Origin of the sequence: Rhodococcus jostii NBRC 16295 (assembly GCF_001894825.1) — a bacterium.
Lineage (GTDB): Bacteria > Actinomycetota > Actinomycetes > Mycobacteriales > Mycobacteriaceae > Rhodococcus_F > Rhodococcus_F jostii.
This window is the reverse complement of record NZ_BCWY01000069.1, coordinates 23,802-45,309: the sequence shown is the minus strand read 5'-3', so window position 1 is coordinate 45,309 and position 21,508 is coordinate 23,802. Positions and strand designations below refer to the sequence as shown.

Sequence of the window (21,508 nt, the reverse complement as noted above, 5' to 3'; positions counted from 1 at the left end):
GAGAGGGACTGGGGGTGCGGGCGCGCCGCGGCGGGTGGCGCTCGTCACAGCATGAGATCATATGGACAGTCCAAATGCAAAGGACAGACCAAAGAGGTTCAAGAGATTCCCACCGTCACCCCCGTCGTGATCCGAAGTCGAACATCGTGCTCGCGATGCGGCGCAGCTGGAGTTCGTCGGTGCCCTCGGTGATGCGGTAGCGACGGTGGTGGCGGTAGATGTGCTCGAACTGCTTGTGCCGGGTGTATCCGACGCCGCCGTGGATCTGGATCGCGCGGTCGGCGGCCCGGCAGGCGAGCTGGTTGCTGCGCAGGTTCACCATCGCTACCTTGTCGGTGACGGCCGTCTTCCCGAGCTCGTCCATCATCGACGCCGTCTTGTAGATCGTGTTGCGGATCAGCTCCGCGTCGGTCTGCAGTTCCACCAGCTGCCACTGGATGCCCTGATGCTCGTGCAGCGGCTTCCCGAAGACCACGCGTTCCTGCGCGTACCGCACGCTCTCGTCGATGCAGTATTGCGCGGCGCCGAGCGACGACGCCGCCTGCCGGATCCGGTTCTCGTGAACGAACAGCTGCGCGCAGTCGAGACCGCGACCGACTTCGCCGACCACGGCGCTCGCCGGAACGCGCACGTCGTCGAGATGGACCTCCGAGTGGTCGCTGGGCATGTTGAACGTCCAGTGGTTGAACGGCACCGAGAAGCCGGGGGAGTTCGTGGGCACCAGGAACGCGGTGATCCCGTCCGCCTTGCCTGCCTGCCCGGACGTCCGCGCGAACACGAGGTCGACGTCGGAACAGTCGACGAGACTGTTGAAGCGCTTCGCCCCGGTGATGATCCAGTCGTCACCGTCGCGTCGGGCGGTCGTCTCGAGGTAGGTCGCATCGCTGCCGTGTCCCGGTTCGGTGAGTCCGAAGGCGATCTCGATGTCGCCGCGGATCAGCGGTTCGAGATACTGCTCCCGCTGTTCACCGGTGCCGTATTCGTGGAGCACGAGGGCGAGCGGGAGGTTCGCGACCACCGACGCCTCGTCGGAATGGGGGAAATGCAGACCGGAGCCTCGGGTGAGGAGGTGTTCGCGGACAACGGCCATCGCGAGGTTGCTGCCGTCGTTCCCGCCGAGGGCCTGCGGCAGCGGAAACCGGAAGAATCCGGCGGCGTCGGATCGACGCCGCGCCTCGAGCAGCAATTCACGCCACTCCTGCTTGGGGAAGCCGTCCCGCTCCCAGTCGGTGCGCGCGTACTCGCGGCGGTGATCGAAGAACTGCGGGTGCTTGGCCTCGAGCGGCGCGATCTCGCGATCGATGAACGCGTCGAGGTCGGTGACGAACTGTTGCACGTCGTCGGGAATGGTCCAGTCCATGGGGCGTCCTCCGAGTCGGGATCCGATGTGTCGGACGGTAGGGAGCACCTGGACGCACGGCGAGGACCACGGTGCACGGCACTGTTGATTTCTCCAGTGCCCGGACCGACGCCTCCTGTGGTCCCCGGGGTCGCCGTGGTTGCATGCGGGCATGCTGAAGCTGAACGGGATCGACGAGTTGATCGCGAGGGTCGGCACCGACCTCGGCACGACGGACTGGTACGACGTGTCCCAGGCTCGCATCACGGCGTTCGCCCAGGGCACCGAGGACTTCGAGAGCATCCACCTCGACCCCGACCGAGGCCGGGAGGCCGGATTCGGCGGCACGATCGCCCACGGGCTGTACACGCTGTCCCTCGGCCCGAAGTTCCTCTACGAGATCTTCGAGATGACCGGGCACTCGCTGGGACTCAACTACGGGTTCGACACGGTGCGGTTCCTGAGCCCCGTCCGGGTCGGCTCCCGGATCCGCATGACCGCGCGGCTGATCGACACGCGGCCGATCGAGAACGGATACCGGTTCACGATCCGGCAGATCTTCCAGATCGAGGGCCCCGACAAGGCGGCCTGCGTCGCCGACTCGGTCGTGGCCTACTTCCACTGAACAGAAGAAGGTGACCTACATGCGCGCAGTCGTCGTCGAGGAACTGACCGGACCGGAGGCCGCGAGGTTGGTGGACGTGCCCGAACCACCCGGCGCCCACCCGCGGGCGGAGGGACAGCGACTGCTCGTCGACGTGCACGCCGCCGGGCTGTCGTTCATCGACCCGTTGCAGACCTGGGGGAAATACCAGAACGGCGTACCCACGCCCTACGTGTGTGGCAGTGAGTTCGCGGGCGTCGTGGTCGAGTCGCCGGCCGGCACCGACTTCCGGCCGGGGGACCGGGTCGGCGGCATCGTCTGGCACGGGGCTCTGGCCGACCGCGCACTGGCTCTGCCCGATTACACGGTCAAGCTGCCGGCGTCGATGTCGTTCGTGGAAGGTGCTGCCCTGTGCATGAATTACTCGACGGCCTGGTACGCGCTCCATCGAGCGCAGGTTCAACCGGGTGAGTTCGTTCTCGTCCACGGCGCCGCGGGTGGGGTGGGCACCGCGGCCCTCGACCTCGCGGCGGCCTTCGGTGTGAAGGCGATCGCCGTGGTGTCGAATGACGAGAAGGCGGCCGTTGCGCGGCGGTGCGGTGCACACGCGGTCGTGCGGTCGGACGGACCCTGGCTCGACGACGTCCGCGATCTGACCGACGGGCGCGGCGTGCACGTCGTGATCGACCCGGTCGGTGGCGACCGGTTCACCGACTCCCTCCGTTCACTGCGGCAGGGCGGCCGACTCGTCGTCGTCGGATTCACCGGAGGTGCGATCCCGACCGTGAAGGTCAACCGGCTCCTCCACCGGAATCTCACCGTCACGGGAATCACCATGGACAACATGGAAACCGAATATCCCGGGACGCTGCGGATGGTCCGGGACGCCGTCGAGACACTGGCGGCCGAGGGACGGATCCGCCCGTACGTCGGTGCGACATTTTCGCTCGACCGGACCGCAGCGGCGCTGCGCACGCTCGACCAGCGGGGTGCGATCGGGAAGGTCGTCGTCGAGGTGGTGCCGTCGGCCTGACGGCAGCCGACTCAGTGAACTGCCGGGGCGCCGAGGACGGCCAGGCCTCGTTCGACGACCTCCGCGAGGCTCTCGGCGGCGACGACCAGCGAGGGGTCCGGATCGGACCTCCTCCGGTTGCGTTTGACGAAGACTGAGAGCGTCGACGCCGTCTTGTAGTAGCAGTAGCCGAGGAACCAGTCGAGTTCGGTGACGGGAACTTCGCGCTCGGCACGGTAGGCATCGAGGAGTTCGGCGCGGGAGAGCATGCCGACTCCCGCTGCGGTATCGGCGGCGGGACGGGACCGCCGGAACCGGTGGGCCGGGTCGGTGTGCATCAGCAACCACGCGAGGTCGGTGCGGGGATCGCCGACGGACCAGATCTCCCAGTCGATGATCGCGGCGAGGTCTTCGCCCGCGAACAGCATGTTCGCGAGTCGGTAGTCGCCGTGCAACAGCGTAGGAGCCACTGCCGCAGGGATCCGTTCCGCCAGGGCGGCATGGAGTTCGGCGTGCCGGGGTGCGATGTCGTCGTCGACCGTGTCGAGCAGACGCCGCCAGCGGCCGAGTTCCTCCGCGACCGTGACGACGGGTTCGTCGCCGACGCCGAGCGCGACGGGATCGAGGTTCTGCATCCGCGCGAGCATCCCGGCGGCCGCACGGGCGCGGACACCGACGGTGCCGGGATCAGGCGGGGAGTCGGCAACATCGAGCAGCGGTTCGTAGGACTGGCCGTCGACGAGCGACATGGCGAAGAACGGCGGGCGATCGGCGGTTCCGTCCTCCTCGAAGAAAATCGACGGCACGCGGACGCCGGGCGCGGCAGCGAGGAGACGGATGACGCGCGCCTGTCGGAGCACATCGCGGTTACGGACCGGTTCCAGCCCGGGCGGTGCCATCTTGAGCACGATCCCGGTGTCGGTCAGGCCGGGTCGCGTCAGCGTGGCCCGATACGTCAGGCTCGACACCCCACCCGGTAGCGCCGAGGGCGCGGACACCACGGCTCCCGGCCATCGGCGACCGGCCGCCCGGGTTGCGCGTGTGGTCAGCGAGTTCACGTCGAATTCCGTCACGAGACCACCATCGGACCGGCCCGTCCGTCCCGCAAGCACGGGCGCGGGCGGCGCTGAAGAAACCCACAGTGGCTTCCTGGTCGATGCTTCGGCAGGCACCGGACCGCGTGGTAGAGCTTGCCTATGACGAATACCGCCCATGACCGAAACAATGCTGTGCTGGAGCGATTCTCGTTGCACGGCAAGGTGGCGATCGTGACCGGGGCTTCGTCCGGACTCGGAGTGGCGTACGCACTCGCGCTGGCGCAGGCGGGGGCGGACGTCGTCCTCGGCGCCCGGCGCGGCGACACACTGGCCGCGACCGCGGAGCAGGTGCGGCAGTTCAACCCCCGCGTGGTGGCGGTGGAGACCGACGTGACGCAGGTGGAGCAGTGTGAACGGCTCGTCGAGGCCGCCGTCGAGACGTTCGGGCGGGTGGACGTCCTCGTCAACAACGCCGGCACCGGCGGCGAGTACCACCACGTGACGCAGGACCCGCCCGACCACTTCCGGTCGGTCGTCGACGTCAACCTGCACGGTTCCTACTGGATGATTCAGGCGTGCGCACGGGTGATGGGGCGCGGCAGTTCGATCGTGAACGTCTCCAGCGTCATGGCGCTGACGACCGCTAAGATGCCCGCCGCCGCGTACAGCGCGAGCAAGGCGGCCGTCCTCGGCATGACCCGCGACCTCGCCGCGCAACTGGGGCCGAGCGGCATTCGTGTCAATGCGATTCTGCCGGGGGTTTTTCCGTCCGAGGCAACCGCGCACTACACCGAGAACTACAAGCGCAAGATCATCGACGCCCGGATTCCCCTCGGACGCATCGGCGATCCCGAAGACATCGCCGCGGTGGTGGTGTTCCTGGCGGGCGACGCGTCCGCGTATCTGACCGGCGTGAGTCTTCCCGTAGACGGCGGCGTGCTGGTGAACTGAGAACCTGCGCTCGGTTTCCGTCCGTCAGTGCTGTGCCACCGAGGAGGTGACCGTGCGGGTGTTGAGACCGTCGCCGGCGTCGACGGTGAGGAACTGTCCGGTGACGCTGCGGGCGGTGGGGGAGGCGAAGAACGCGACTGCGTCCGCGATGTCGGCCGGGTCGACGAATCCGTTGGGCATCGACGCGAGCCACGCGTCCTGAATGTCCTGGGGCATCGACAGGATGCCGGAACTGGCCGTCATGCCGGGGAGGACCGCGTTGGCGGTGATGCCGAGAGCGACGTTTTCCGCCGCCACCGTCTTGACCAGACCGAGCAACCCGGCCTTCGTGGTGCTGTACGAGACCTGGGCGGGCATACCGTGCGTGCCCGCGGTACTGGAGATGACGACGACGCGCCCGTACCGCCGTTCCCGCATCCCCGGCAGGCACTGTTGGAGCACCCGGAACGTCCCGGTGAGGTTGACGTCGAGGTCTTTCCGCCACTTGTCGATCGACAAACTGTGTGCGGCACCGAACATCGTCGTCAGCCCGGCGTTCGCGACGTAGACGTCGATGTCGTCGAGCGGAGGCAGCTCGTCGGTGGAAATGTCGGCCTGGTACGTGCACCCGGGGGAGCGGTCGAGAGTGACGACTTCCAACCCGTCGGCTTCGAGCCGGGCGACGATGGCCTTGCCGATACTGCCCTCGCGTGCGGCACCGGTCACCAGTGCCTTGCGGCGGTGCGGGTCGGTCATGCGGATCTCCGTTCGTCGGGAAGCGGCAAGGTGTCGTCCTTCGTTTCGGCGCACCGGCTGTCGATGTGGAGCGCCGGATGGTCGCGTAGTCGGAGGACGAGGAGCGCGGTGTGGATGCTCAATTGATGGGTCGCGTCGCCGGTGACATCGAGACCGGTGAGGGCGTGCACTCGCGACAACCGGAGGCGGACCGTGTTCTCGTGCACGCTCAGCCGGGTGGCCGTGCGGCGCATGCTGCGATTCTCCTCGAACCAGACGGCAAGTGTGCGAATCAGTTCGGTCGAGGCCGCGTCGTCGCCCAGGAGGGGGCCGAGCATGTCGTCGATGAAATGCCGGATCGCCGAGACCTCGCCGTTCGCCAGGAACAGCCGGGCCGGTCCCAGATCGTCGACAGCGAGAACCCGGTGGCCCGTTCCGTCGGTGAAACGATCGATACAGCGCACGACCTCGCGTGCCTCCCGGTATGCGCGGGCGAACGAATCCGGTTCGTACACGGACGACACCCCGGCAATCAGCCCACCCGTCGGGCTCAACTCGGTGGCCGCCCTCTCCAACGTCGACGTGATGCGCCCGACGACAGTGGGGGACGCGACATGCGGATGCGCCTCGATGAGCAGGAGGATTCCCTCCGACCCCCGCGTCGACAGCACCTCCAGGCCGAGAGCCCGCTCGGTGTACTCGGCGAGTGACCGGTCGAGGTCCTCGTGAGCACCGTCCGGTTCGAGGACGTACACCAGGGCGCGGTGGGCGTGGACGTTCACGCCGAGATACTCGGCACCGGCCGCGAGATCGGCCCAGGCGCCGGAACCACGGACGAGTTGCCGGGCGAGATTCGACCGGGCGTTCCAGGCGACCCGAGTGATGCGGCGCTGGGCAAGGAACTGTGCCCCGATGCGGCGAGCGCAGCGCAACGTCACGTACTCGTCGGTGGGATGGAACGGCGTCGGATGTTCGTCGACGACGAGCCATCCGAGGTGTTCGCCGCGTTCGACGACTGCGCTGAGGAGCTTCCGCCGAGACAACCCGGTGCCGAGTTCGGCTGCCAGCAGGACGGGGTCCGCGCTGGGCGGCACGGTCGTGGTTCGTCTGCGCAGGATGTCGCGGAGTGGCGGGAACGTCGCCTGCCCTCCGGCACCCGGGCGGGTGGATGCGACGGAATGTCCCTGCAGATCGAAGAGCGTCACCGCTTTGCCGGTAGCCTCCGAACAGACCCGGACGATGGCGGACAGGCAGTCGACCGCGACGGCGGCGTCGTCGAGAAGCTCGTCGAACACACTGAGTGGCAGGTGCTTACGGCCGGTGCGCTCATCGGAGGTGGACATCGGTGTCCTCGATTCTGCCCCGGTCAGCTGTGATGGCCGAGTAGCAGCGCACGGACCGAGGCCGTGTGCTCGATCGCTGCTTCCATCGAGGCGGCTGCCGGGACCAAGGTGATGTTGTCGGCCCCCGCGTCGACGAACGTGCTCAGCCATTCGGCCACTTGCTCGGGCGTTCCTGCGGGTGCCAGGTGGCGGAACTTCTCGCGTGGCAACTGGTACAGCGCCTGCATCTGGTCGCCGACAAGCCGATCCGCGACATCCGCGTCGGCGTCGAGCCCGCACCAGACGTTGACACCGAACGAGTCGGGGGCACGGTTCTCACGGGCGGCGGCGTCGAGGATCGCGGCGCGCGTCTCGGCGAACCGGCGTGGAGTGCAGAAGATTCCGAGCCAGCCGTCACCGTAGCGGGCGGTGCGGCGGACGGCGGACTCGCCGCGGCCACCGATCAGGATCGGCACCTGCGGCTGTGGCGCCGGCAGGATGCGCGCCCGGTCGAGGGTGAAGAACTCACCGTGATGCGTCACTTCCTCGCCGGTGAGGACGGCGCGCAACACCTCGAGGGTCTCGTCGAGACGGCGACCGCGGGTGCTGGGGTCGACCCCGCTGTTGGAGATCTCGGAGCGGTCCTCCCCGCCCACCCCGGCGCCGAGGACCAACCGTCCGGGCGCGATCTGCGACAGTGTCGCGATCTGACGGGCGGCGAGCATCGGATGCCGCAGGCCGAGCAGGTAGACACCGATGATCACCGACAACGTGTCGTGGGTCGAGAGGATGGACGTCGCCGACACCAAGCCGTCGAACCCGGTACCGCCGTGGAAGCTGATGTGGTCGCCCACCGTGATGTGGTCGAGTCCCGCCTCCGCCGCCGTATCCAGCAGCAGTCGCCGGTCAGCGGGTTTCGGGACGAGGAGCCCTTCGGTGACCGACAATCCCACTCTGATCGACACGCTGATCTCCTCTCATGCGAATGGACTGACCATAAACTTCTCAGGTAAGGGCGGCGGGGAATCTGGGGTTCAGAGAAGCCGTCTGAACTGGGCGTATCGAGCCGATGGCCGAGGACCAGCCGACCTGTGAATCCCATCCACGGTCATCGTGCCTGGCTTTTCAGGTCGAGTGCGATGTCGGTGATCATGTCTTCTTGTCCTCCGATGAGGCGGCGTTTGCCGACTTCGAGGAGGATGGTGCGGACGTCGATGCCGTGTTGTGTGGAGGCGGTTTCGGCGTGGCGGAGGAAGGACGAGTAGACGCCGGCGTAGCCGAGGGTGAGGGTTTCGCGGTCGACGCGCACGGGTCGGTCCTGCAGCGGCCGGACGAGGTCGTCGGCGGTGTCCTGGAGGGCGAACAGGTCGCAGCCGTGCTTCCAGCTCTGGAGGTTGGCGACGGCGATGAAGGGTTCGATGGGGCAGTTGCCGGCGCCGGCGCCGTGTCCGGCGAGGGAGGCGTCGACGCGGGTGACGCCTTCCTCGACGGCGACGACGGAATTCGCGACCGAGAGGGAGAGGTTTTCGTGGGCGTGGATGCCGATCTGGGTGTTCGGGTCGAGGATGTCGCGGTAGGCGCGGACGCGTTCGCGGACCCCGTTCATGGTGAGGCGGCCGCCGGAGTCGGTGACGTAGACGCAGTGCGCACCATACGATTCCATGAGTTTGGCCTGTGCGGCGAGCTCGGATGCGGGCACGAGGTGGCTCATCATCAGGAACCCCGAGACGTCCATGCCGAGGTCGCGGGCCTTGGCGATGTGCTGGGCGGAGACGTCCGCTTCGGTGCAGTGGGTGGCGATGCGGATGGAGCGGACCCCGAGTGTGTGGGCGTGTTCGAGTTCGGCGATGGTGCCGATGCCGGGTAGCAGCAGCGTGGTGAGGGTGGCGTGGGTGAGGTTGTCGGCGGCGGCCTCGATCCATTCCCAGTCGGTGTTGCTGCCGGGCCCGTAGTTCAGGGAGCCACCGGCGAGGCCGTCGCCGTGGGCGACCTCGATGGCGTCGACACCGGCGGCGTCGAGGGCGGCGACGATCGTTCCGACGTCGCCGGGGGTGATGCGGTGCCGGACCGCGTGCATGCCGTCGCGGAGGGTGACGTCCTGGATGTAGAGCTGGGGGGTGGTCACGGGTGGGCCTCCGCGGGAATCGTGGTCTGGATGCGTCGGGCGATATCTTCGGCGGTGCGCAGGGCCGCGGAGGTCATGATGTCGAGGTTGCCGGCGTAGGCGGGCAGGTAGTGGGCGGCGCCCTCGACCTCGAGGAAGGTCGACACCTTGGTGGTGACCGGGCCGGCGCCGTCGGGTAGCAGGGTGTGGATGGGTTCGCCGTCGGGGATGGGGGTGAACTGGACGTGCTGTTTGAGCCGGTAGCCGGGCACGTATTCGGCGACGCGGGCGGCCATGTCGTTGACGGACGCGCGGATGGCGTCGTGGTCGGCGTCGCCGATCAGGGCGTAGACGGTGTCGCGCATCAGCAGGGGCGGTTCGGCGGGGTTGAGGATGATGATGGCTTTGCCGCGTGCGGCGCCGCCGACCTGTTCGATGGCGTGGGCGGTGGTTTCGGTGAATTCGTCGATGTTCGCCCTGGTGCCGGGCCCGGCGGATTTGGAGGCGATGGACGCGACGATCTCGGCGTAGGCGACCGGTGTCACGCGGGAGACGGCGGCGACGATCGGGATGGTGGCCTGACCGCCGCACGTGACCATGTTGACGTTGGCGGCGTCCCGGTGTTCGTCGAGGTTGACCGGGGGCACCACGAACGGGCCGATGGCGGCGGGGGTGAGGTCGACGAGTTTCTTCCCGTAGGGGGCGAGCTTGGCGGCGTTGGCGTGGTGGGCCTTGGCGGAGGTGGCGTCGAAGACGATGCCGATGTCGGCGAAGTTGTCCATTTCGATGAGGCCGTCCACGCCGTCGGCGGTGGTCGGGACCTTCAGCCGGGCGGCGCGGGCGAGTCCGTCGGAGGTGGGGTCGATGCCGACCATCGCGCCCATCTAGAGGGTGTCTGAGTTGCGCAGGACCTTGATCATCAGGTCGGTGCCGATGTTGCCGGATCCGATGATCGCGACCTTGATCTTGTTGTCGGTCATGCGTTGTCCTTCGAGAAGGTGGCGGTGACGTTACCGAGGGTGGACAGTTCGGCGCGGATGATGGTGCCTGGTGGGGTGGGGACCATCGGGCCGAGGGCACCGGCGAGGATGATCTGCCCGGCGCGCAGGGGGTGGCCGTAGTCGCGGGCGGTGCGGGCGAGCCAGGCGAGGGCCTCGAGGGGGTCGCCCAGGCAGGCGGCGCCGGTGCCCTCGGAGGCGAGTCCATCGTTGGCGTACAGGTGCATGGTGACGTCGCGGGGTTCGAATTCGTCTAGGGTCAGCCAGTTGTCGCCGAGGATGTAGAGGCCGGACGAGCCGTTGTCGGCCACGGTATCGGTGATGGTGATGTCCCAGTCGGCGATCCGCGAGTCGACGATCTCGAGGGCCGCGGCGGCGCGGGCGACGGCGGCCCGGACCTGGGTGAGGTCGAGGTCTCCGTCGGTGAGGTCGGTGCCGAGTTCGAACGCGATCTCGGCTTCGGCCTTGGGCTGCAGCAACCGGCGGCTGGGCACTTCGGGTAAGTCGGTGACGTTCATATCGGCGAACAGCACCCCGAAGTCCGGTTGGTTCACGCCAAGCTGCTGCTGCACCGCGGGGGAGGTGAGGCCGATCTTGCGGCCGGTGACCGTGCCGCCGGCGGTGAGCCGCTGGTCGGTCAGCAGCTGCTGGACAGCGTAGGCGGTGTCGACGTCGGTGGTACCGAGCAGGTCCCGGACCGGGGGACACGGCCGTGCGGTGGCGGATGCCGCGGTGAGGCGGTCCGCGGCGGCAATGATCGCGGAATCAGTGTGCGTGAGAGAAGAATTGATGGTCATTCGAGTCCTCGACAATCGAGTTGCGAAATCGTTTCGTACACCGGACAAACCGTGGTCAGAGCATCGAACTTCCGCCGTTCACGCTGATTACCTGACCCGTCACGTAGGAGGCCTCTTCCGAGGCGACGAAGGCGACTGCGGCGGCGACCTCTTCGACCGTTCCTGGACGATTCATCGGGATGAGGTTGCGCATCTGGGCGCCGAAGACCGCCATGTCGTCTTTCACTTCGGGGGCTGCGGACGCCAATGTGGCCGCGGCCTCCGGGGTCTCGATCCACGCCGGAGCGACCGTGTTCACGGTGATTCCGGAATCCGCGAACTCACGCGCGAGCCCGGTTCCGAATGCATGGACTCCGCCCTTGGCAGCGTTGTAGATCGCGTGCCGGTACAGCCCGTTGCGTACGGATTCGGCGCCTATGTGAACGATCCGGCCGTATCCGGCGTCCACCATGTGGGGTAGTGCTTCGAGGGTGGTGTACAGGGTCGTCCAGAGGTTGCGGTCGATGGTGGCCCGCAACGTTTCCTCGGTGTGGTCGAACGTCGGACGGATGACGCCTCCACCCGCGCAGTTCACCAGTACATCAACCGCGCCGCGCTCGGTGACCGTCCGTCGGATGAGGTCGGCGGCGCCCTCTCGTTGCGAGAGGTCTCCGACGACCGTGGTCACCGACGCCGCGTTGCCGGGCCGAAGGTGTTCGGCCACGGCCTCTACTGCGTCCGCGCTGAGGTCTCCGAGGACGAGATCGGCACCCTCGTCCGCCAGTCGCACGGCGATGGCGCGGCCGATGCCGCTGCCGGCGCCGGTGACAACCGCGGTCCGGCCTTTGAACCTGTTCATGTGGTGGTACTACCTTCCGCTGGAATGCGCTGGACGCGAGGGTGCTCAGTCGTTGTTCGGCGCTATGTACACCCGGCCGTCGGTTACGACGGTTCGGTACTTCTTCAGTGCGATAACCGCGGGAAAGCACAAGGGTGCTCCGGTGCGGACGTCGAACCGGGCCATGTGGAGCGTGCAGAGCACCTCGTGCCCCTCTAGTTCGCCCTCCTCGCCGAGCGACCACTTCTCGTGACTACAGGAGTCGGATGTGGCGTAGAATTCGCCGTCGACGCGATACACGGCGATCCCACCTTCCGCCTCCAACCGAAGGTTTTCACCGTCAGCCAGATCCTTCTCGTTGCACGCGAAGGTCAGTGCTTCGGTGGACATTTCTGGTGCCATGGTCGGCCCTCTCGTCAAGCGCGGATGCGGGGATCGCCTATTCGCCGGCGGTGCGAATTGTGGATCGTGGAGGCGTTCAGATGATGAAGCTGATCTTGCCCTGGGGATCGAGCATGTCGTGAGCCAGGACGGCTCGTTTGCGACGGATCAGGAACGACGAGTTCCGGGGTATGAGTTCGTAGTCGTATCGGCCTACGTAGGTGTCGAACTTGCCAGCCTTTGCGCGGTTGATGATGAAATTCGCAGTGACGGAGACCGATTCGTCGATCTCTGCAAGGATCCGCACGTTGCCGACGATCCGACTGGTCTGAGAGTGGGGAAACTCGGCATGCGCCTCCGGCTTCTTGAGACGAATCACCCTCTGTTCGAGCATGGTGCGACCGTCGTGGATGAGCGACCACGTGAGACCGGGGTCTGCGTCCGGCCGATCCGTGGCGGGCACTTCGTACGTGCAGTCGAGGGTGAACAGGTCGAGCCACTCCTCGAGGCGCCATTGATCGATCAGGCCGGCTTCGTGGAACAGGAATTCCTCGATCGCGCTACGAGTGGTGATGGATGGTGCCTCTGACACGGAAGTCATAGGGATGCCTTTCTGAGGTGACTGGCGGCGTTGTGGATGATTCGGCGTGATCGAGAGAGGTCAGGCATCGACGCCCTGCTTGTCGAAGGGAACGAACGACGTGCCCTCGGTGGGGAGTTGCTGTCCGGTGATTCGCCTGTTCCATTCTCGCCACCACGAGCGCATCTGCAGCTCGTCGTTTGCTGCGGGGACGGGCTTGCCCATACCTTTCGACACGTCGGACCAGCCGACTTCGCCCCGTGCACCGAACCCCTTCTGGGCCTGTTCGAGAGCCTCGACATCGTCTGGTGTCGCGAGCCCCGCCGGTCCCCAGAAGGTGAGTGCATTGTTGATGCGGTATTTGACGAACTCCTCGTCGACACCCTTGGGGATGATCTGCCAGCCGGTGACAAGGGTTTCCGATGGGCTCACCGGGTAGAATGTGCGCAGCGTCAATCCGAAGCTGAGATCGATCAGGATGAGAGTGGGGAAGAACACCGAGTTTCGTGCGAGGCCGAACATCGCGGTGGCGTAGTTCTCACCGAAGGCCTGCTCGGCCTGTGCTCGAAGGTTGGCGAGGGTCTGCTTGACACTGTCGGTCGCCAGCGGGAGTCCGTTGGCCGGATACATCAATGTGGCATGCCCGTTCGGGAATTCGGTGCCCATGCCGGCCGGCGCCACACCGTTGACGGTTTCCTTACCCAGCATCGGGGGTGTGGCACCCAGTTCCATCATCATTTCGAAGTAGGTGTGGTGGACGGATTTGGCGTGATATCCGTCGATGCTGTTCTCGACGAGGAGCTTCCAGTTGGCCTTCAGCGAGTACTTGTGAGTTCCCTCCAGGATGGCGACGCCTTCGGGGGACTGATCGGCTGCCAGATCGATGAAGTAGCGAGCTTCGCCGAGGAACGTCAGCAGATCTGGCGCGTCGGGATCGAAGTTCACGAAGTAGAGCCCGCGGTAGCTGTCCACCTGTGCCGGGGACTGCAGACCCTTGTACACCGCTGCCGGCTCGCTCTTGTAGTCCTCGTTACCTGGCACGTTGACCAACTCGCCCGAGTTTCGGTACGCCCAGCCGTGGTAGAAGCAGGTGAAGATCTTGGCGTTGCCTGAACTGTGCCGACAGACGGACGACCCCCTGTGCAGGCAGGTGTTGAGCAGCACCCGCACATCACCATGGCGGTCGCGGTTGAAGATCACCGGTCGGCCGCCGACATCCCGGGTCTGGAAGTCGTTCTTGCCGGGAATTTCGGATTCGTGTCCGACGTAGAGCCACGTCCTACCGAAGATCTCTTTTCGCTCGCGCTGCAGCACGTCCTCGGAAGTGAAGGCTTCACGGTTGACCCGGAAGAGGTTGTTGTCGCGGTCGTCGATGATGAATTGCTCTGCGGTCATGGGGATGATCCGTTCTGATGAGTGCGGGCCGCGCCGGCGGCGTGCATTAGTGGTGGTCGGCGACGCTGGGATTGGTCGTGGCGAGGTCCCGGAAGAGCCAACTGTCGGGATCGGAGTCGGTGGCCGGGACGACCAGCACGGCCGTGGGACCGATTGCCATCCAGTTTCGTCCGTCGTCGTCAGGTTCGGCGGGCAGGATCTCGACGGTCGTGAAGAACTCGTTGCTCAGGTCGTGGGTCCCGATGATCACGTTGATCTTGCAGCCCTCGGTCTCGATATGAAGGATCTTGTCGGGACCGTCCTTGAAATGCTGGATCTGACGCATGGGTGCCTTCCTTTATCGGGCGGGTGTCTGTTCGCCGACGAGGTCCACGAGACTCCCGCCGCGACGGTGGTTCTTGCGAAACGCGGCTACTGCTCGGGCATCGTTGACGCTGACCTGGGCGATCGGTTTGTGGTTCTCGTCGGTGTAGACGGCGCGGAAGCGGCCCTCCGCGATCGACCCCTCGCGATGGGCGAGTTCGCCGAGCGAGGGCCTCCCGACTAGCTGGATCCGGGCGCCGTACTGGTCCGACCAGACGTACGGAAGCTGGGGAGAGGGGGGCTCTGCACCGGTCACGATCGCGGCGACAGCGTCGGCTTGTTCGCCGGCATTTGTCCAGTGCTCGATCCGGGCAGTGACACCCAACAGCGGATGTCGACGCAGGGCGAGGTCGCCTATGGCGAAGATCGACGGGAACCCGTCGACCTCGAAGCGGTCGCCGCAGTGCACTCCACCGTCGATGGGAAGCCCACTGTCCGCGAGCCAGTGCGTGTTCGGTACTGCGCCGACGCCGACGACGACGACGTCGGCAGGTACCTCCGTTCCGTCGGCGAGGACGACGCCCTCGACCTGCTCGCTGCCGAGGAAGCGCTCGACCCGTGCTCCGGTGACGAGCCCGGCGCCGTGAAGTGTGTGGATCGAGGAGATCTCGCGTCCGACTTCGTCGCCGAGCACCTGGCTCATCGGGACCTCGAGTGCCTCGATCAGGGTGACGTCGAGGCCACGCCCTCGTGCCGCGGAGGCGAATTCGGCGCCGATGAATCCGGCGCCCACCACGGCCACGCGCGGCCTGCCGGCGAGAGCTTCACGCAGGGCCGTCGCGTCGTCGAGCGTTCGCAGCGTGTGAACCCCCGCCAAGCCGGACGGAACCGGCAGGGCGCGCGCATGAGCTCCGGTAGCGATCACCATCCGCTCGTACGAGAACTCCTCACCGGTGTGGGTGACCAGCACCCGCCGCGCCGGGTCCAGACCGGTGGCGCGCACACCCAACCGGACGTCGAGGTCGAGCTCTGCTGCGAGTTCCGGTGTGAGAAGTCGCGGAACGTCCGGATCAGGTCCGTCGGCCAGGAGGTCCTTGGACAGAGGGGGTTTGTCGTACGGCCAGTGCTCTTCGCTCTCCAGGAGCGCTATGTGCCCGGCGAAGCCGCGCTGCCGCAAAGCGATTGCTGTTCGAGTGCCTGCAACCGAGGCACCGACGATCAGGAAGGACATAGTCGAAACGTAGCCACGTCGCACGCCCGGGTGGTGCGTAGTTCCGACCGCTGGAACTGCGCACACGGCGCCCCGTCGCGCAGTGCCCGGCCGGAGTTCCGTTCACTGGAACACCCCAACGGCAGTGACCTGCATCTCACCTAGGTTCGGCTGTCGCAGGCACGGTCACAGAGACCGTGCGCTGGAAAGGAGTTTAGAGTACTGCGACTCGACCAAGGGGACTCCCTGCAGGAGAGTGAAACTGAGCCCGTTGCGGTGCGAGCACACGAGGATGCCGGCTAGAGCAAAATCAATTGATTTGGCGAGATGCTTTAGCCCGCATGCGTTCTTCGTGTGATGCCGAGAATGACAGCACCTGCAACGTTGGTCGCGACAGCCGCAGCGGCGACCCACAACAACGATGTCGTCGTGCCGATCGCGAATGAACTGTGCAGCCATGCGATCGCGGTCGGTAGTCCGAACCCGAGATAGCCCAGGCAGTAGACCCGGCCGGTCATCGTCCCGAGCCGGCCGGGCGGGGCTGATCGCTCGCAGTCACGCAAGCACCCGACCAACGTCAATCCGTATCCGATCCCCAGCACGGATGCCGCGACCGCGACCAGCCAGACAGACGCGGTTCTGGCAGCGACGGCGGCGGCGAGCGTGCCGACCACGAACAGCGTAAGTCCGATCGCACGTGTCGGACCCGATCGTCTCGGCGTGCGCCCGACGAGACGTTGCGCGACGAAGCCCAGTCCCAAACTCAGCAGACACAGCAGTCCGGAGAATGCTGAATCGAAGCCTGCCAGCTCAGCCGCCACGATGGGCGGGAGGACCGCGTAAGCGATGCCCAGGGCACCGAAGATCCACGGTGCGGCGGGTATCACCAGGAGATGGAATGCTCTCGGAAGTGGTGTTCGGTTCCCCTCCGACGGGTCTGACCGTGTGCACGCAGTACTGGTCATGGATTGCGTGATCAGTACGGCACCACCTGCGCAGAGCACCACGTGCAGCACGAAGGGCGCGGTGGTCGGTGCGGGAGCCCACTGGGCGAGTGCGCCCGCAGCACCCGCACCCACCGCGAATCCGCTGGTCAGGCTCATTGCCGATGCGCGTGGAGCACGGCCGGATGTGGTCGACAATGAGTCGAGCGCCAGCCCGCCGACCACCATCCCGATCCCCAGCGCCACACCGGTCGACATACGCCCCGCGAACATCAGCGCAGGGTTGTGTGACCCGGCCGCGACCAGGATCGAGCCCAGTGCACTGAGGGGTACGGCGAGAACGAGGGGACCCCGGGTGCCCCAACGGGCCGCCAGCCGATGCGCGAGCAAGAGCGAGGGGATCAGACCGACGACATACGCGAACAGCAGTGTGTTCACGGCGAGTTCGCTGAATCCGCGTTCCGTCCGGTACATGGTCAGCAGTGGAGTGAACTGATTGCCACCCCACGCGACCACGAACATTGCCGCGCAGATCGAGAACCAGGTCCGGTCACGACGACCGGTTCGCACCGACATTGCCGGAACAGTGGGTGATATTTCGGTCGGCACAGTCTGCGGTCGAGCCATCGGACACTTCCTCGGTTCGCGGACGAAACAACCGATGGCCGACGCCGGATCGTGGACCCCGGAGTCGGCCAACGGTTGTCGCCGGAGATTCAGGCAGAAACCAGGGAACGGTTGATCAGTGGGAGTTCGGGGCGGCGATCGGAGACACCAGCGGCGTCTGCGAGCTCACCGGAGACCGTGCCGTCCCGGAAGAATTCCAGAAAGACCGGGTTGAATAGGTCGGGCCGGTCGGTCTGACCCTGGTGGCCACACTCGTCGGGGTAGAAGAACTGGACATTGGGCAGGTGGTCCTCCTGGACGTACCCCCACTCGACCGGCGTCAGGATGTCCTGGCGACCGTAGAGGTAGAGCCCGGGGGTGCTCAACCGGTCGAGGCGCCCATTGGTGACCAGGCGGGCGGCACGATTCTCGTTCGTCCAGTCCGTGATTCGACGGTACTGAAGGAGACTCGGCCAGAACTTCGCGTGCGCATCCATCCGGTCCTTCGCAGAGAGGTAACGCATGTCGATCAGATCTTCACTGATGGCCTCGCCGCGGTGGATGATCGCCTCCATCATGGTGCGCATGCCCTCACGTGTGCCGTCGTACGCCGTGAGACGGAACTCGCCCGCTGGTGGTGTCAAGTGTTCCGGGACCACGTCGCCGACATCGCCCGCGATCAGAACGAAGCTCTTGACCTTGTCGGGGTGTGCAACCGTGTAGTTGACCGTGTTCATGCAGCCCATGGAATTCCCTGCGAGGTGGAACTCGTCGAGGCACAGTGCGGTGGCGAACTGGTCGATGAAGTCGACGAAGGACTCCATGCCGTCCGGCCAATATTCTTCCCTTGTGTCGGACAGTCCGAAGCCGGGCATGTCGGGACAGTAGACGCGAAAACCGTTGTCGCCGAGATAGGGGGCCATGAAACGCCACCCCGCGAGACCTGACGAGCCGGGCAAACCGCCGTGCAGCAGGATCACCGCGGGGCCGGAGGTGCCGGCAGTCATGTAGTGCGCGCGGGCGCCGTTCGCCAGGCGTACCCATCGGCTGGCCATGCCGGGAACGTCGACGAGATTTTCATCAGTGAGTGCCATGGTGGTCTTCCTTTGTCGGTGAGAAGTGAGCGGTGACGAGCGCACCGGATGACAGTCCGAGGAATTCGAGTGCATTTTCACGGAGGATTTTCGGTACGGTTCCGGGCGGCAAATGCGCTGCCATAGAGGCCAAGTCCGCGATTCCCTCTTCGGGTTGGCCCGGGATGAACGGGTGGTCGCTGCCGAGGAGGACCCTGTTCGGACCGAAGCGATGCACCAGAGTCGGCAGGTGCGCCGGATCGAACACCAGGGTGTCTGCGTAGAGCCGCGACACGGTCCGATTCAGCTCGTCCGGGAGGTGTGTGGCGGCAAGCTGGGCGCCGAGGCGAAGTCTCGGATATGCCCACGGGAAGGTTCCGCAGCCGTGGACCGTGGCCACCCGTAGTCCTGGATGGTGATCCAGAACCCCGCCGAAGACGAGGGCAGTGGCCGCCAACGCAGTGTCGGAGGGCATTCCGAGTCCGAAGTCGTAGGTGAACCCGGAACGCCGCACTGCGCCGCCACCGCCGTCGACCGGGTGAACAAGTACCGCGAGCCCGAGGCTGTCGACGGCGTCGAAGAAGTACCTCAGCGCCGGGTCGTCCAACTCCATTCGGTTGATCCGCGTGCCGATCTCGACGCCGCGAAGCCCCAAAACTTCGGACAGATAACGTAGTTCGGGCAGGCACTCACGGGGTGATGCGACGGGGGCGGTTCCGATTCCGACGAGCCTGCCGTCAGCGGCGTCGACCGCACGGGCGACGGACTCGTTCATCCATCGGCAGTAGGCGGCAAACGGTGCTGCCGGAGCACCGTATTCCAATGTGACCGGCACGGGAGAAATCGCCTGAACTCCGACGCCCGCCCGATCCATGTCCTCCAAGCGCTCCTGCACATCCCAGAGGGCGCGCCGGACGGTACGGAAGGCTTCGGATCCGCGGACCAGCCGTCCCTCCGCAGGAGAGTCGACCACCAACCGAGGTGCTCGCGGAAAACCTGCGATGACCTCGACGGGAGGGGCGTCACGGGGGAAGTAGTGCGCATGCACATCGATGGTGCCGGGTGGAACCACGAGGGTCTCCTTTCGCACGCATCCGCTTCAGTTCCGTCGGCTCGCCCACGTCGTCGGGTAAGCCGGATCTGGGGAACGTTAGAGGCCCTCGCACGGTGGCCGCCGCAGCTGTTCCAGGGGCTGGAACCGGTCGGTGAAACCCGTACCCTGAATACGTGCGCGTTGTGACCGCCGTTACAGTTGGTTTCCCGCTGGGTCGGCGGAGCGGAGAGTGCGGAGGCCCGGATGATGCACATGGCAGATGACAAACACGACGTCGGTGGCGCGGAGAGTGCGCCTCCCTCCATCCTGGCGAAGGCGTTCCTGGTCATCGGGGCGTTCAACGAGCGAGATCGGGTTCTGACCCTGACACAGATCAGCCGTAAGACCGGCTTACCCAAGTCGACGGTCCACAGATTGCTGCAGCGGTTGGGTGAGCTGGATGTGATCGAGGAACACGGTGCGGGTTACCGACTCGGTATCCGTCTGTTGCAGCTGGTTTCCTCCATGCCGGTGGACGGAATGCGCGAGGTCGCGTTGCCACACCTGGCCCAGTTGCAGGCGTGGTCGAAGGAATCGGTGCACTTCGGCGTCCTCAGGGGCAACGAGGTCGTCGTGCTGCAGGCGCTCTTCGCCGTGGATCACGCCCGGCCCATAGGTGAGGTGGGTACGCGGATCCCCGCGCACCTGTCTGCGATGGGCCGGGCGATGATGGCCTACCTCCCCGAGGACGAGCTCACCGAACTGCTCGCGGGCACTCTCGTCGGTCTGACGCTCAAGTCCGTGACGGATCCGATGCAGATTCACGACGAATTGAAGCGCATACGGGTGTCGGGAGCCGCTGTCCAGAAGGATGGTGTGGTTCTCGGCCTGGGCAACATTGCCGCGCCCGTCCTGATCAAAGGCCGGCCGATGGGTGCGGTCGCCGTTCAGTTCGACTCGTCGAAGCAAGTCTCCGAGCCGGTGATCAACGCGGTCAAACTGACCGCCCACCGCATCAGCCGCGACACCAACCAGATGCTGTCCCAGGGCAGAGGAGAGCTCTTTCCGTTCGACGACTGACGCCGCGTTCCGGGCAGTGGAACTTGGCTGTGCGTGCGGCACCGGCACGTCACACGATGGGGGAGCGATCCGCCCGGCGCGTGTGACGGCGCCCGAGGCGTCACCTCAGAAAGGACGGCCAATGGGAGACTTCCTCGCTCTCGGCATGACCCATTACCCGCTGCTGGCGGGAACCGACGAGCATATGGCAGGCCTGTTGCGATGGACCCTCACCGACCCGGACATCCCGGTCGAGGAGAAGGACCCGGCCCATTGGCCGGACCGGATGCGCTCCGAGTGGTCCGACGACGGTGGAACGGCAGCCGCGGCAGCACACCGCGCGGAGCTGGTGACGAATTTGACGCGGGTGCGTGAAGCAGTCGACGAGTTCGCTCCCGATGTCGTCGTGGTGTGGGGCGACGACCAGTACGAGAATTTCCGCGAGGAGGTGGTGCCACCGTTCTGTGTGCTCGCCTACGGTGACCTCGAGGTGCCGGCCTTCGAGGTCATGAACGAAAGAGGCAGCCCGAACTTCTGGGACAAACCGGACGATTTCGAGATCGTCATGCGTGGTGACGCGTCGGGAGCAAGGCAACTCACCGACGGCCTGATCGAGCGCGGATTCGACATGGCCTACTCGTACAAGAAACGTGCCGGCGCACACTTTCCACACGCCATCCTCAACACGCAATTGTTCCTCGACTACGCGAACGCCGGCGCGGAGATGTCGTACCCCTTCATCCCGATGACCGTCAATTGCTATGGGCAGCACGCGATCGCGCGGAAGGGTGGATTGGCTAGATTCGCCGCCATCGAATCGGAGGTCCTCGACCCCGCGGGCCCGACACCGGCCCGGTGTTTCCAAGTGGGTCGAGCCGTCGCGCAGCATTTCCGCGACCGCGATCTCAGGGTGGCGTTCGTCGCCTCCTCGAGCTGGTCCCACGCCTTCTTGGCGGACAAGCTGTGGCATATGCGTCCCGATACCGAAGCTGACATGCGAATTTACAAGGCGCTGCTCGACGACGATTACGCAATGATGCGCAGATACACCAGCGCAGAAGTCGTCGATGCAGGCCAGCACGAGATCCTGAACTGGTTCTGCATGCTCGGTGCGGTCGAGGAACTCGGCCTGCGTCGGGAATGGTCCGACCTGGTGGTTACTGACGTCTTCAATTCCAACAAGGCATTTGCGATCTATGCATAGCGTAGTGCAGCGGTAGCGGCGGGTG

21 protein-coding genes and 1 pseudogene are annotated in these 21,508 nt (G+C 65.9%); 5 read left to right on the top strand and 17 right to left on the bottom strand.

Translation table 11 applies throughout. From position 1 onward, the window contains the following. Positions 1-115: 115 nt before the first annotated feature. Positions 116-1,360 carry an acyl-CoA dehydrogenase family protein gene (locus tag RJ1_RS32535; protein WP_073366599.1) on the bottom strand — a complete coding sequence of 415 codons (1,245 nt, stop codon included), beginning with the start codon at positions 1,358-1,360 and terminating at the stop codon, positions 116-118. A gap of 151 nt (positions 1,361-1,511) precedes the next feature. On the opposite strand from RJ1_RS32535, the gene RJ1_RS32530 reads away from it, so the two are divergent. After that, positions 1,512-1,964, top strand: coding sequence for a MaoC family dehydratase (locus tag RJ1_RS32530; protein WP_073366598.1), 453 nt, complete (start codon positions 1,512-1,514; stop codon positions 1,962-1,964). 19 nt (positions 1,965-1,983) lie between these two features. Continuing rightward, positions 1,984-2,976 (top strand): NADPH:quinone oxidoreductase family protein, encoded by a 993-nt coding sequence (locus RJ1_RS32525; RefSeq protein ID WP_073366608.1) that lies wholly within the window; start codon positions 1,984-1,986, stop codon positions 2,974-2,976. A gap of 11 nt (positions 2,977-2,987) precedes the next feature. Here RJ1_RS32525 and RJ1_RS32520 read toward each other — a convergent pair whose 3' ends face one another. Further along, positions 2,988-4,028, bottom strand: coding sequence for a phosphotransferase family protein (locus tag RJ1_RS32520; protein WP_073366597.1), 1,041 nt, complete (start codon positions 4,026-4,028; stop codon positions 2,988-2,990). Positions 4,029-4,151: 123 nt separating this feature from the next. Here RJ1_RS32520 and RJ1_RS32515 point away from each other — a divergent pair, with 123 nt between their 5' ends. Further along, complete coding sequence (locus tag RJ1_RS32515; RefSeq protein ID WP_073366596.1) at positions 4,152-4,943, top strand: SDR family NAD(P)-dependent oxidoreductase; 792 nt, start codon at positions 4,152-4,154, stop codon at positions 4,941-4,943. Positions 4,944-4,967: 24 nt separating this feature from the next. Here RJ1_RS32515 and RJ1_RS32510 read toward each other — a convergent pair whose 3' ends face one another. The 15 genes and pseudogenes from RJ1_RS32510 to RJ1_RS32440 form a co-directional block, all read right to left on the bottom strand. Further along, positions 4,968-5,678, bottom strand: coding sequence for an SDR family oxidoreductase (locus tag RJ1_RS32510; protein WP_073366595.1), 711 nt, complete (start codon positions 5,676-5,678; stop codon positions 4,968-4,970). Continuing rightward, positions 5,675-7,000: a PucR family transcriptional regulator gene (locus RJ1_RS32505; protein WP_073366594.1), complete on the bottom strand. Its 1,326-nt coding sequence runs from the start codon at positions 6,998-7,000 to the stop codon at positions 5,675-5,677. The genes RJ1_RS32510 and RJ1_RS32505 overlap by 4 nt, the downstream gene beginning before the upstream one ends. Before the next feature lie 23 nt (positions 7,001-7,023). Continuing rightward, on the bottom strand, positions 7,024-7,944 hold the full coding sequence (locus RJ1_RS32500; RefSeq protein ID WP_073366593.1) for an LLM class flavin-dependent oxidoreductase: 921 nt from the start codon (positions 7,942-7,944) through the stop codon (positions 7,024-7,026). 143 nt (positions 7,945-8,087) lie between these two features. Next, complete coding sequence (dmpG, locus tag RJ1_RS32495; protein ID WP_073366592.1) at positions 8,088-9,104, bottom strand: 4-hydroxy-2-oxovalerate aldolase; 1,017 nt, start codon at positions 9,102-9,104, stop codon at positions 8,088-8,090. Further along, positions 9,101-10,063: pseudogene (locus RJ1_RS32490) on the bottom strand (acetaldehyde dehydrogenase (acetylating)). Before RJ1_RS32490 ends, dmpG begins: the two are co-directional and overlap by 4 nt. Further along, on the bottom strand, positions 10,060-10,878 hold the full coding sequence (locus RJ1_RS32485; protein ID WP_073366591.1) for a 2-keto-4-pentenoate hydratase: 819 nt from the start codon (positions 10,876-10,878) through the stop codon (positions 10,060-10,062). The pseudogene RJ1_RS32490 and the gene RJ1_RS32485 overlap by 4 nt, the downstream one beginning before the upstream one ends. 55 nt (positions 10,879-10,933) lie before the next feature. Beyond that, complete coding sequence (locus RJ1_RS32480; protein WP_073366590.1) at positions 10,934-11,716, bottom strand: SDR family NAD(P)-dependent oxidoreductase; 783 nt, start codon at positions 11,714-11,716, stop codon at positions 10,934-10,936. A 45-nt stretch (positions 11,717-11,761) separates the two neighbouring features. After that, positions 11,762-12,085: a non-heme iron oxygenase ferredoxin subunit gene (locus RJ1_RS32475; protein ID WP_073366589.1), complete on the bottom strand. Its 324-nt coding sequence runs from the start codon at positions 12,083-12,085 to the stop codon at positions 11,762-11,764. Positions 12,086-12,173: 88 nt separating this feature from the next. Next, positions 12,174-12,677 (bottom strand): aromatic-ring-hydroxylating dioxygenase subunit beta, encoded by a 504-nt coding sequence (locus tag RJ1_RS32470; RefSeq protein WP_073366588.1) that lies wholly within the window; start codon positions 12,675-12,677, stop codon positions 12,174-12,176. Positions 12,678-12,737: 60 nt separating this feature from the next. Continuing rightward, complete coding sequence (locus RJ1_RS32465) at positions 12,738-14,051, bottom strand: aromatic ring-hydroxylating oxygenase subunit alpha (RefSeq protein WP_073366587.1); 1,314 nt, start codon at positions 14,049-14,051, stop codon at positions 12,738-12,740. Positions 14,052-14,097: 46 nt separating this feature from the next. Then, positions 14,098-14,376, bottom strand: coding sequence for a hypothetical protein (locus tag RJ1_RS32460; RefSeq protein WP_073366586.1), 279 nt, complete (start codon positions 14,374-14,376; stop codon positions 14,098-14,100). A gap of 12 nt (positions 14,377-14,388) precedes the next feature. Beyond that, positions 14,389-15,585: an NAD(P)/FAD-dependent oxidoreductase gene (locus RJ1_RS32455; protein ID WP_073366585.1), complete on the bottom strand. Its 1,197-nt coding sequence runs from the start codon at positions 15,583-15,585 to the stop codon at positions 14,389-14,391. Positions 15,586-15,896: 311 nt separating this feature from the next. Next, entirely contained in the window at positions 15,897-17,084 is a 1,188-nt protein-coding gene (locus RJ1_RS32450) for an MFS transporter (RefSeq protein ID WP_073366584.1), read from the bottom strand. Positions 17,085-17,224: 140 nt separating this feature from the next. Further along, positions 17,225-18,208: an alpha/beta fold hydrolase gene (locus RJ1_RS32445; protein WP_073366583.1), complete on the bottom strand. Its 984-nt coding sequence runs from the start codon at positions 18,206-18,208 to the stop codon at positions 17,225-17,227. Next, positions 18,195-19,259 (bottom strand): amidohydrolase family protein, encoded by a 1,065-nt coding sequence (locus RJ1_RS32440; protein ID WP_073366607.1) that lies wholly within the window; start codon positions 19,257-19,259, stop codon positions 18,195-18,197. The genes RJ1_RS32445 and RJ1_RS32440 overlap by 14 nt, the downstream gene beginning before the upstream one ends. 234 nt (positions 19,260-19,493) lie before the next feature. Here RJ1_RS32440 and RJ1_RS32435 point away from each other — a divergent pair, with 234 nt between their 5' ends. After that, the gene (locus tag RJ1_RS32435; protein WP_240319794.1) at positions 19,494-20,300 is read left to right on the top strand and encodes an IclR family transcriptional regulator; all 807 of its coding nucleotides are present in this window, start codon (positions 19,494-19,496) and stop codon (positions 20,298-20,300) included. 121 nt (positions 20,301-20,421) lie between these two features. Next, complete coding sequence (locus RJ1_RS32430; protein ID WP_073366581.1) at positions 20,422-21,483, top strand: DODA-type extradiol aromatic ring-opening family dioxygenase; 1,062 nt, start codon at positions 20,422-20,424, stop codon at positions 21,481-21,483. The last annotated feature ends 25 nt before the right edge of the window (positions 21,484-21,508 follow it).

Coding starts and splice junctions, on each gene's coding strand:
- RJ1_RS32535 (WP_073366599.1), bottom strand. CDS start 1,360: ATGGACTGGACCATTCCCGACGACGTGCAACAGTTCGTCACCGACCTC.
- RJ1_RS32530 (WP_073366598.1), top strand. CDS start 1,512: ATGCTGAAGCTGAACGGGATCGACGAGTTGATCGCGAGGGTCGGCACC.
- RJ1_RS32525 (WP_073366608.1), top strand. CDS start 1,984: ATGCGCGCAGTCGTCGTCGAGGAACTGACCGGACCGGAGGCCGCGAGG.
- RJ1_RS32515 (WP_073366596.1), top strand. CDS start 4,152: ATGACGAATACCGCCCATGACCGAAACAATGCTGTGCTGGAGCGATTC.
- RJ1_RS32510 (WP_073366595.1), bottom strand. CDS start 5,678: ATGACCGACCCGCACCGCCGCAAGGCACTGGTGACCGGTGCCGCACGC.
- RJ1_RS32505 (WP_073366594.1), bottom strand. CDS start 7,000: ATGTCCACCTCCGATGAGCGCACCGGCCGTAAGCACCTGCCACTCAGT.
- RJ1_RS32485 (WP_073366591.1), bottom strand. CDS start 10,878: ATGACCATCAATTCTTCTCTCACGCACACTGATTCCGCGATCATTGCC.
- RJ1_RS32480 (WP_073366590.1), bottom strand. CDS start 11,716: ATGAACAGGTTCAAAGGCCGGACCGCGGTTGTCACCGGCGCCGGCAGC.
- RJ1_RS32475 (WP_073366589.1), bottom strand. CDS start 12,085: ATGTCCACCGAAGCACTGACCTTCGCGTGCAACGAGAAGGATCTGGCT.
- RJ1_RS32470 (WP_073366588.1), bottom strand. CDS start 12,677: ATGACTTCCGTGTCAGAGGCACCATCCATCACCACTCGTAGCGCGATC.
- RJ1_RS32465 (WP_073366587.1), bottom strand. CDS start 14,051: ATGACCGCAGAGCAATTCATCATCGACGACCGCGACAACAACCTCTTC.
- RJ1_RS32460 (WP_073366586.1), bottom strand. CDS start 14,376: ATGCGTCAGATCCAGCATTTCAAGGACGGTCCCGACAAGATCCTTCAT.
- RJ1_RS32455 (WP_073366585.1), bottom strand. CDS start 15,585: ATGTCCTTCCTGATCGTCGGTGCCTCGGTTGCAGGCACTCGAACAGCA.
- RJ1_RS32450 (WP_073366584.1), bottom strand. CDS start 17,084: ATGTCGGTGCGAACCGGTCGTCGTGACCGGACCTGGTTCTCGATCTGC.
- RJ1_RS32445 (WP_073366583.1), bottom strand. CDS start 18,208: ATGGCACTCACTGATGAAAATCTCGTCGACGTTCCCGGCATGGCCAGC.
- RJ1_RS32435 (WP_240319794.1), top strand. CDS start 19,494: ATGGCAGATGACAAACACGACGTCGGTGGCGCGGAGAGTGCGCCTCCC.
- RJ1_RS32430 (WP_073366581.1), top strand. CDS start 20,422: ATGGGAGACTTCCTCGCTCTCGGCATGACCCATTACCCGCTGCTGGCG.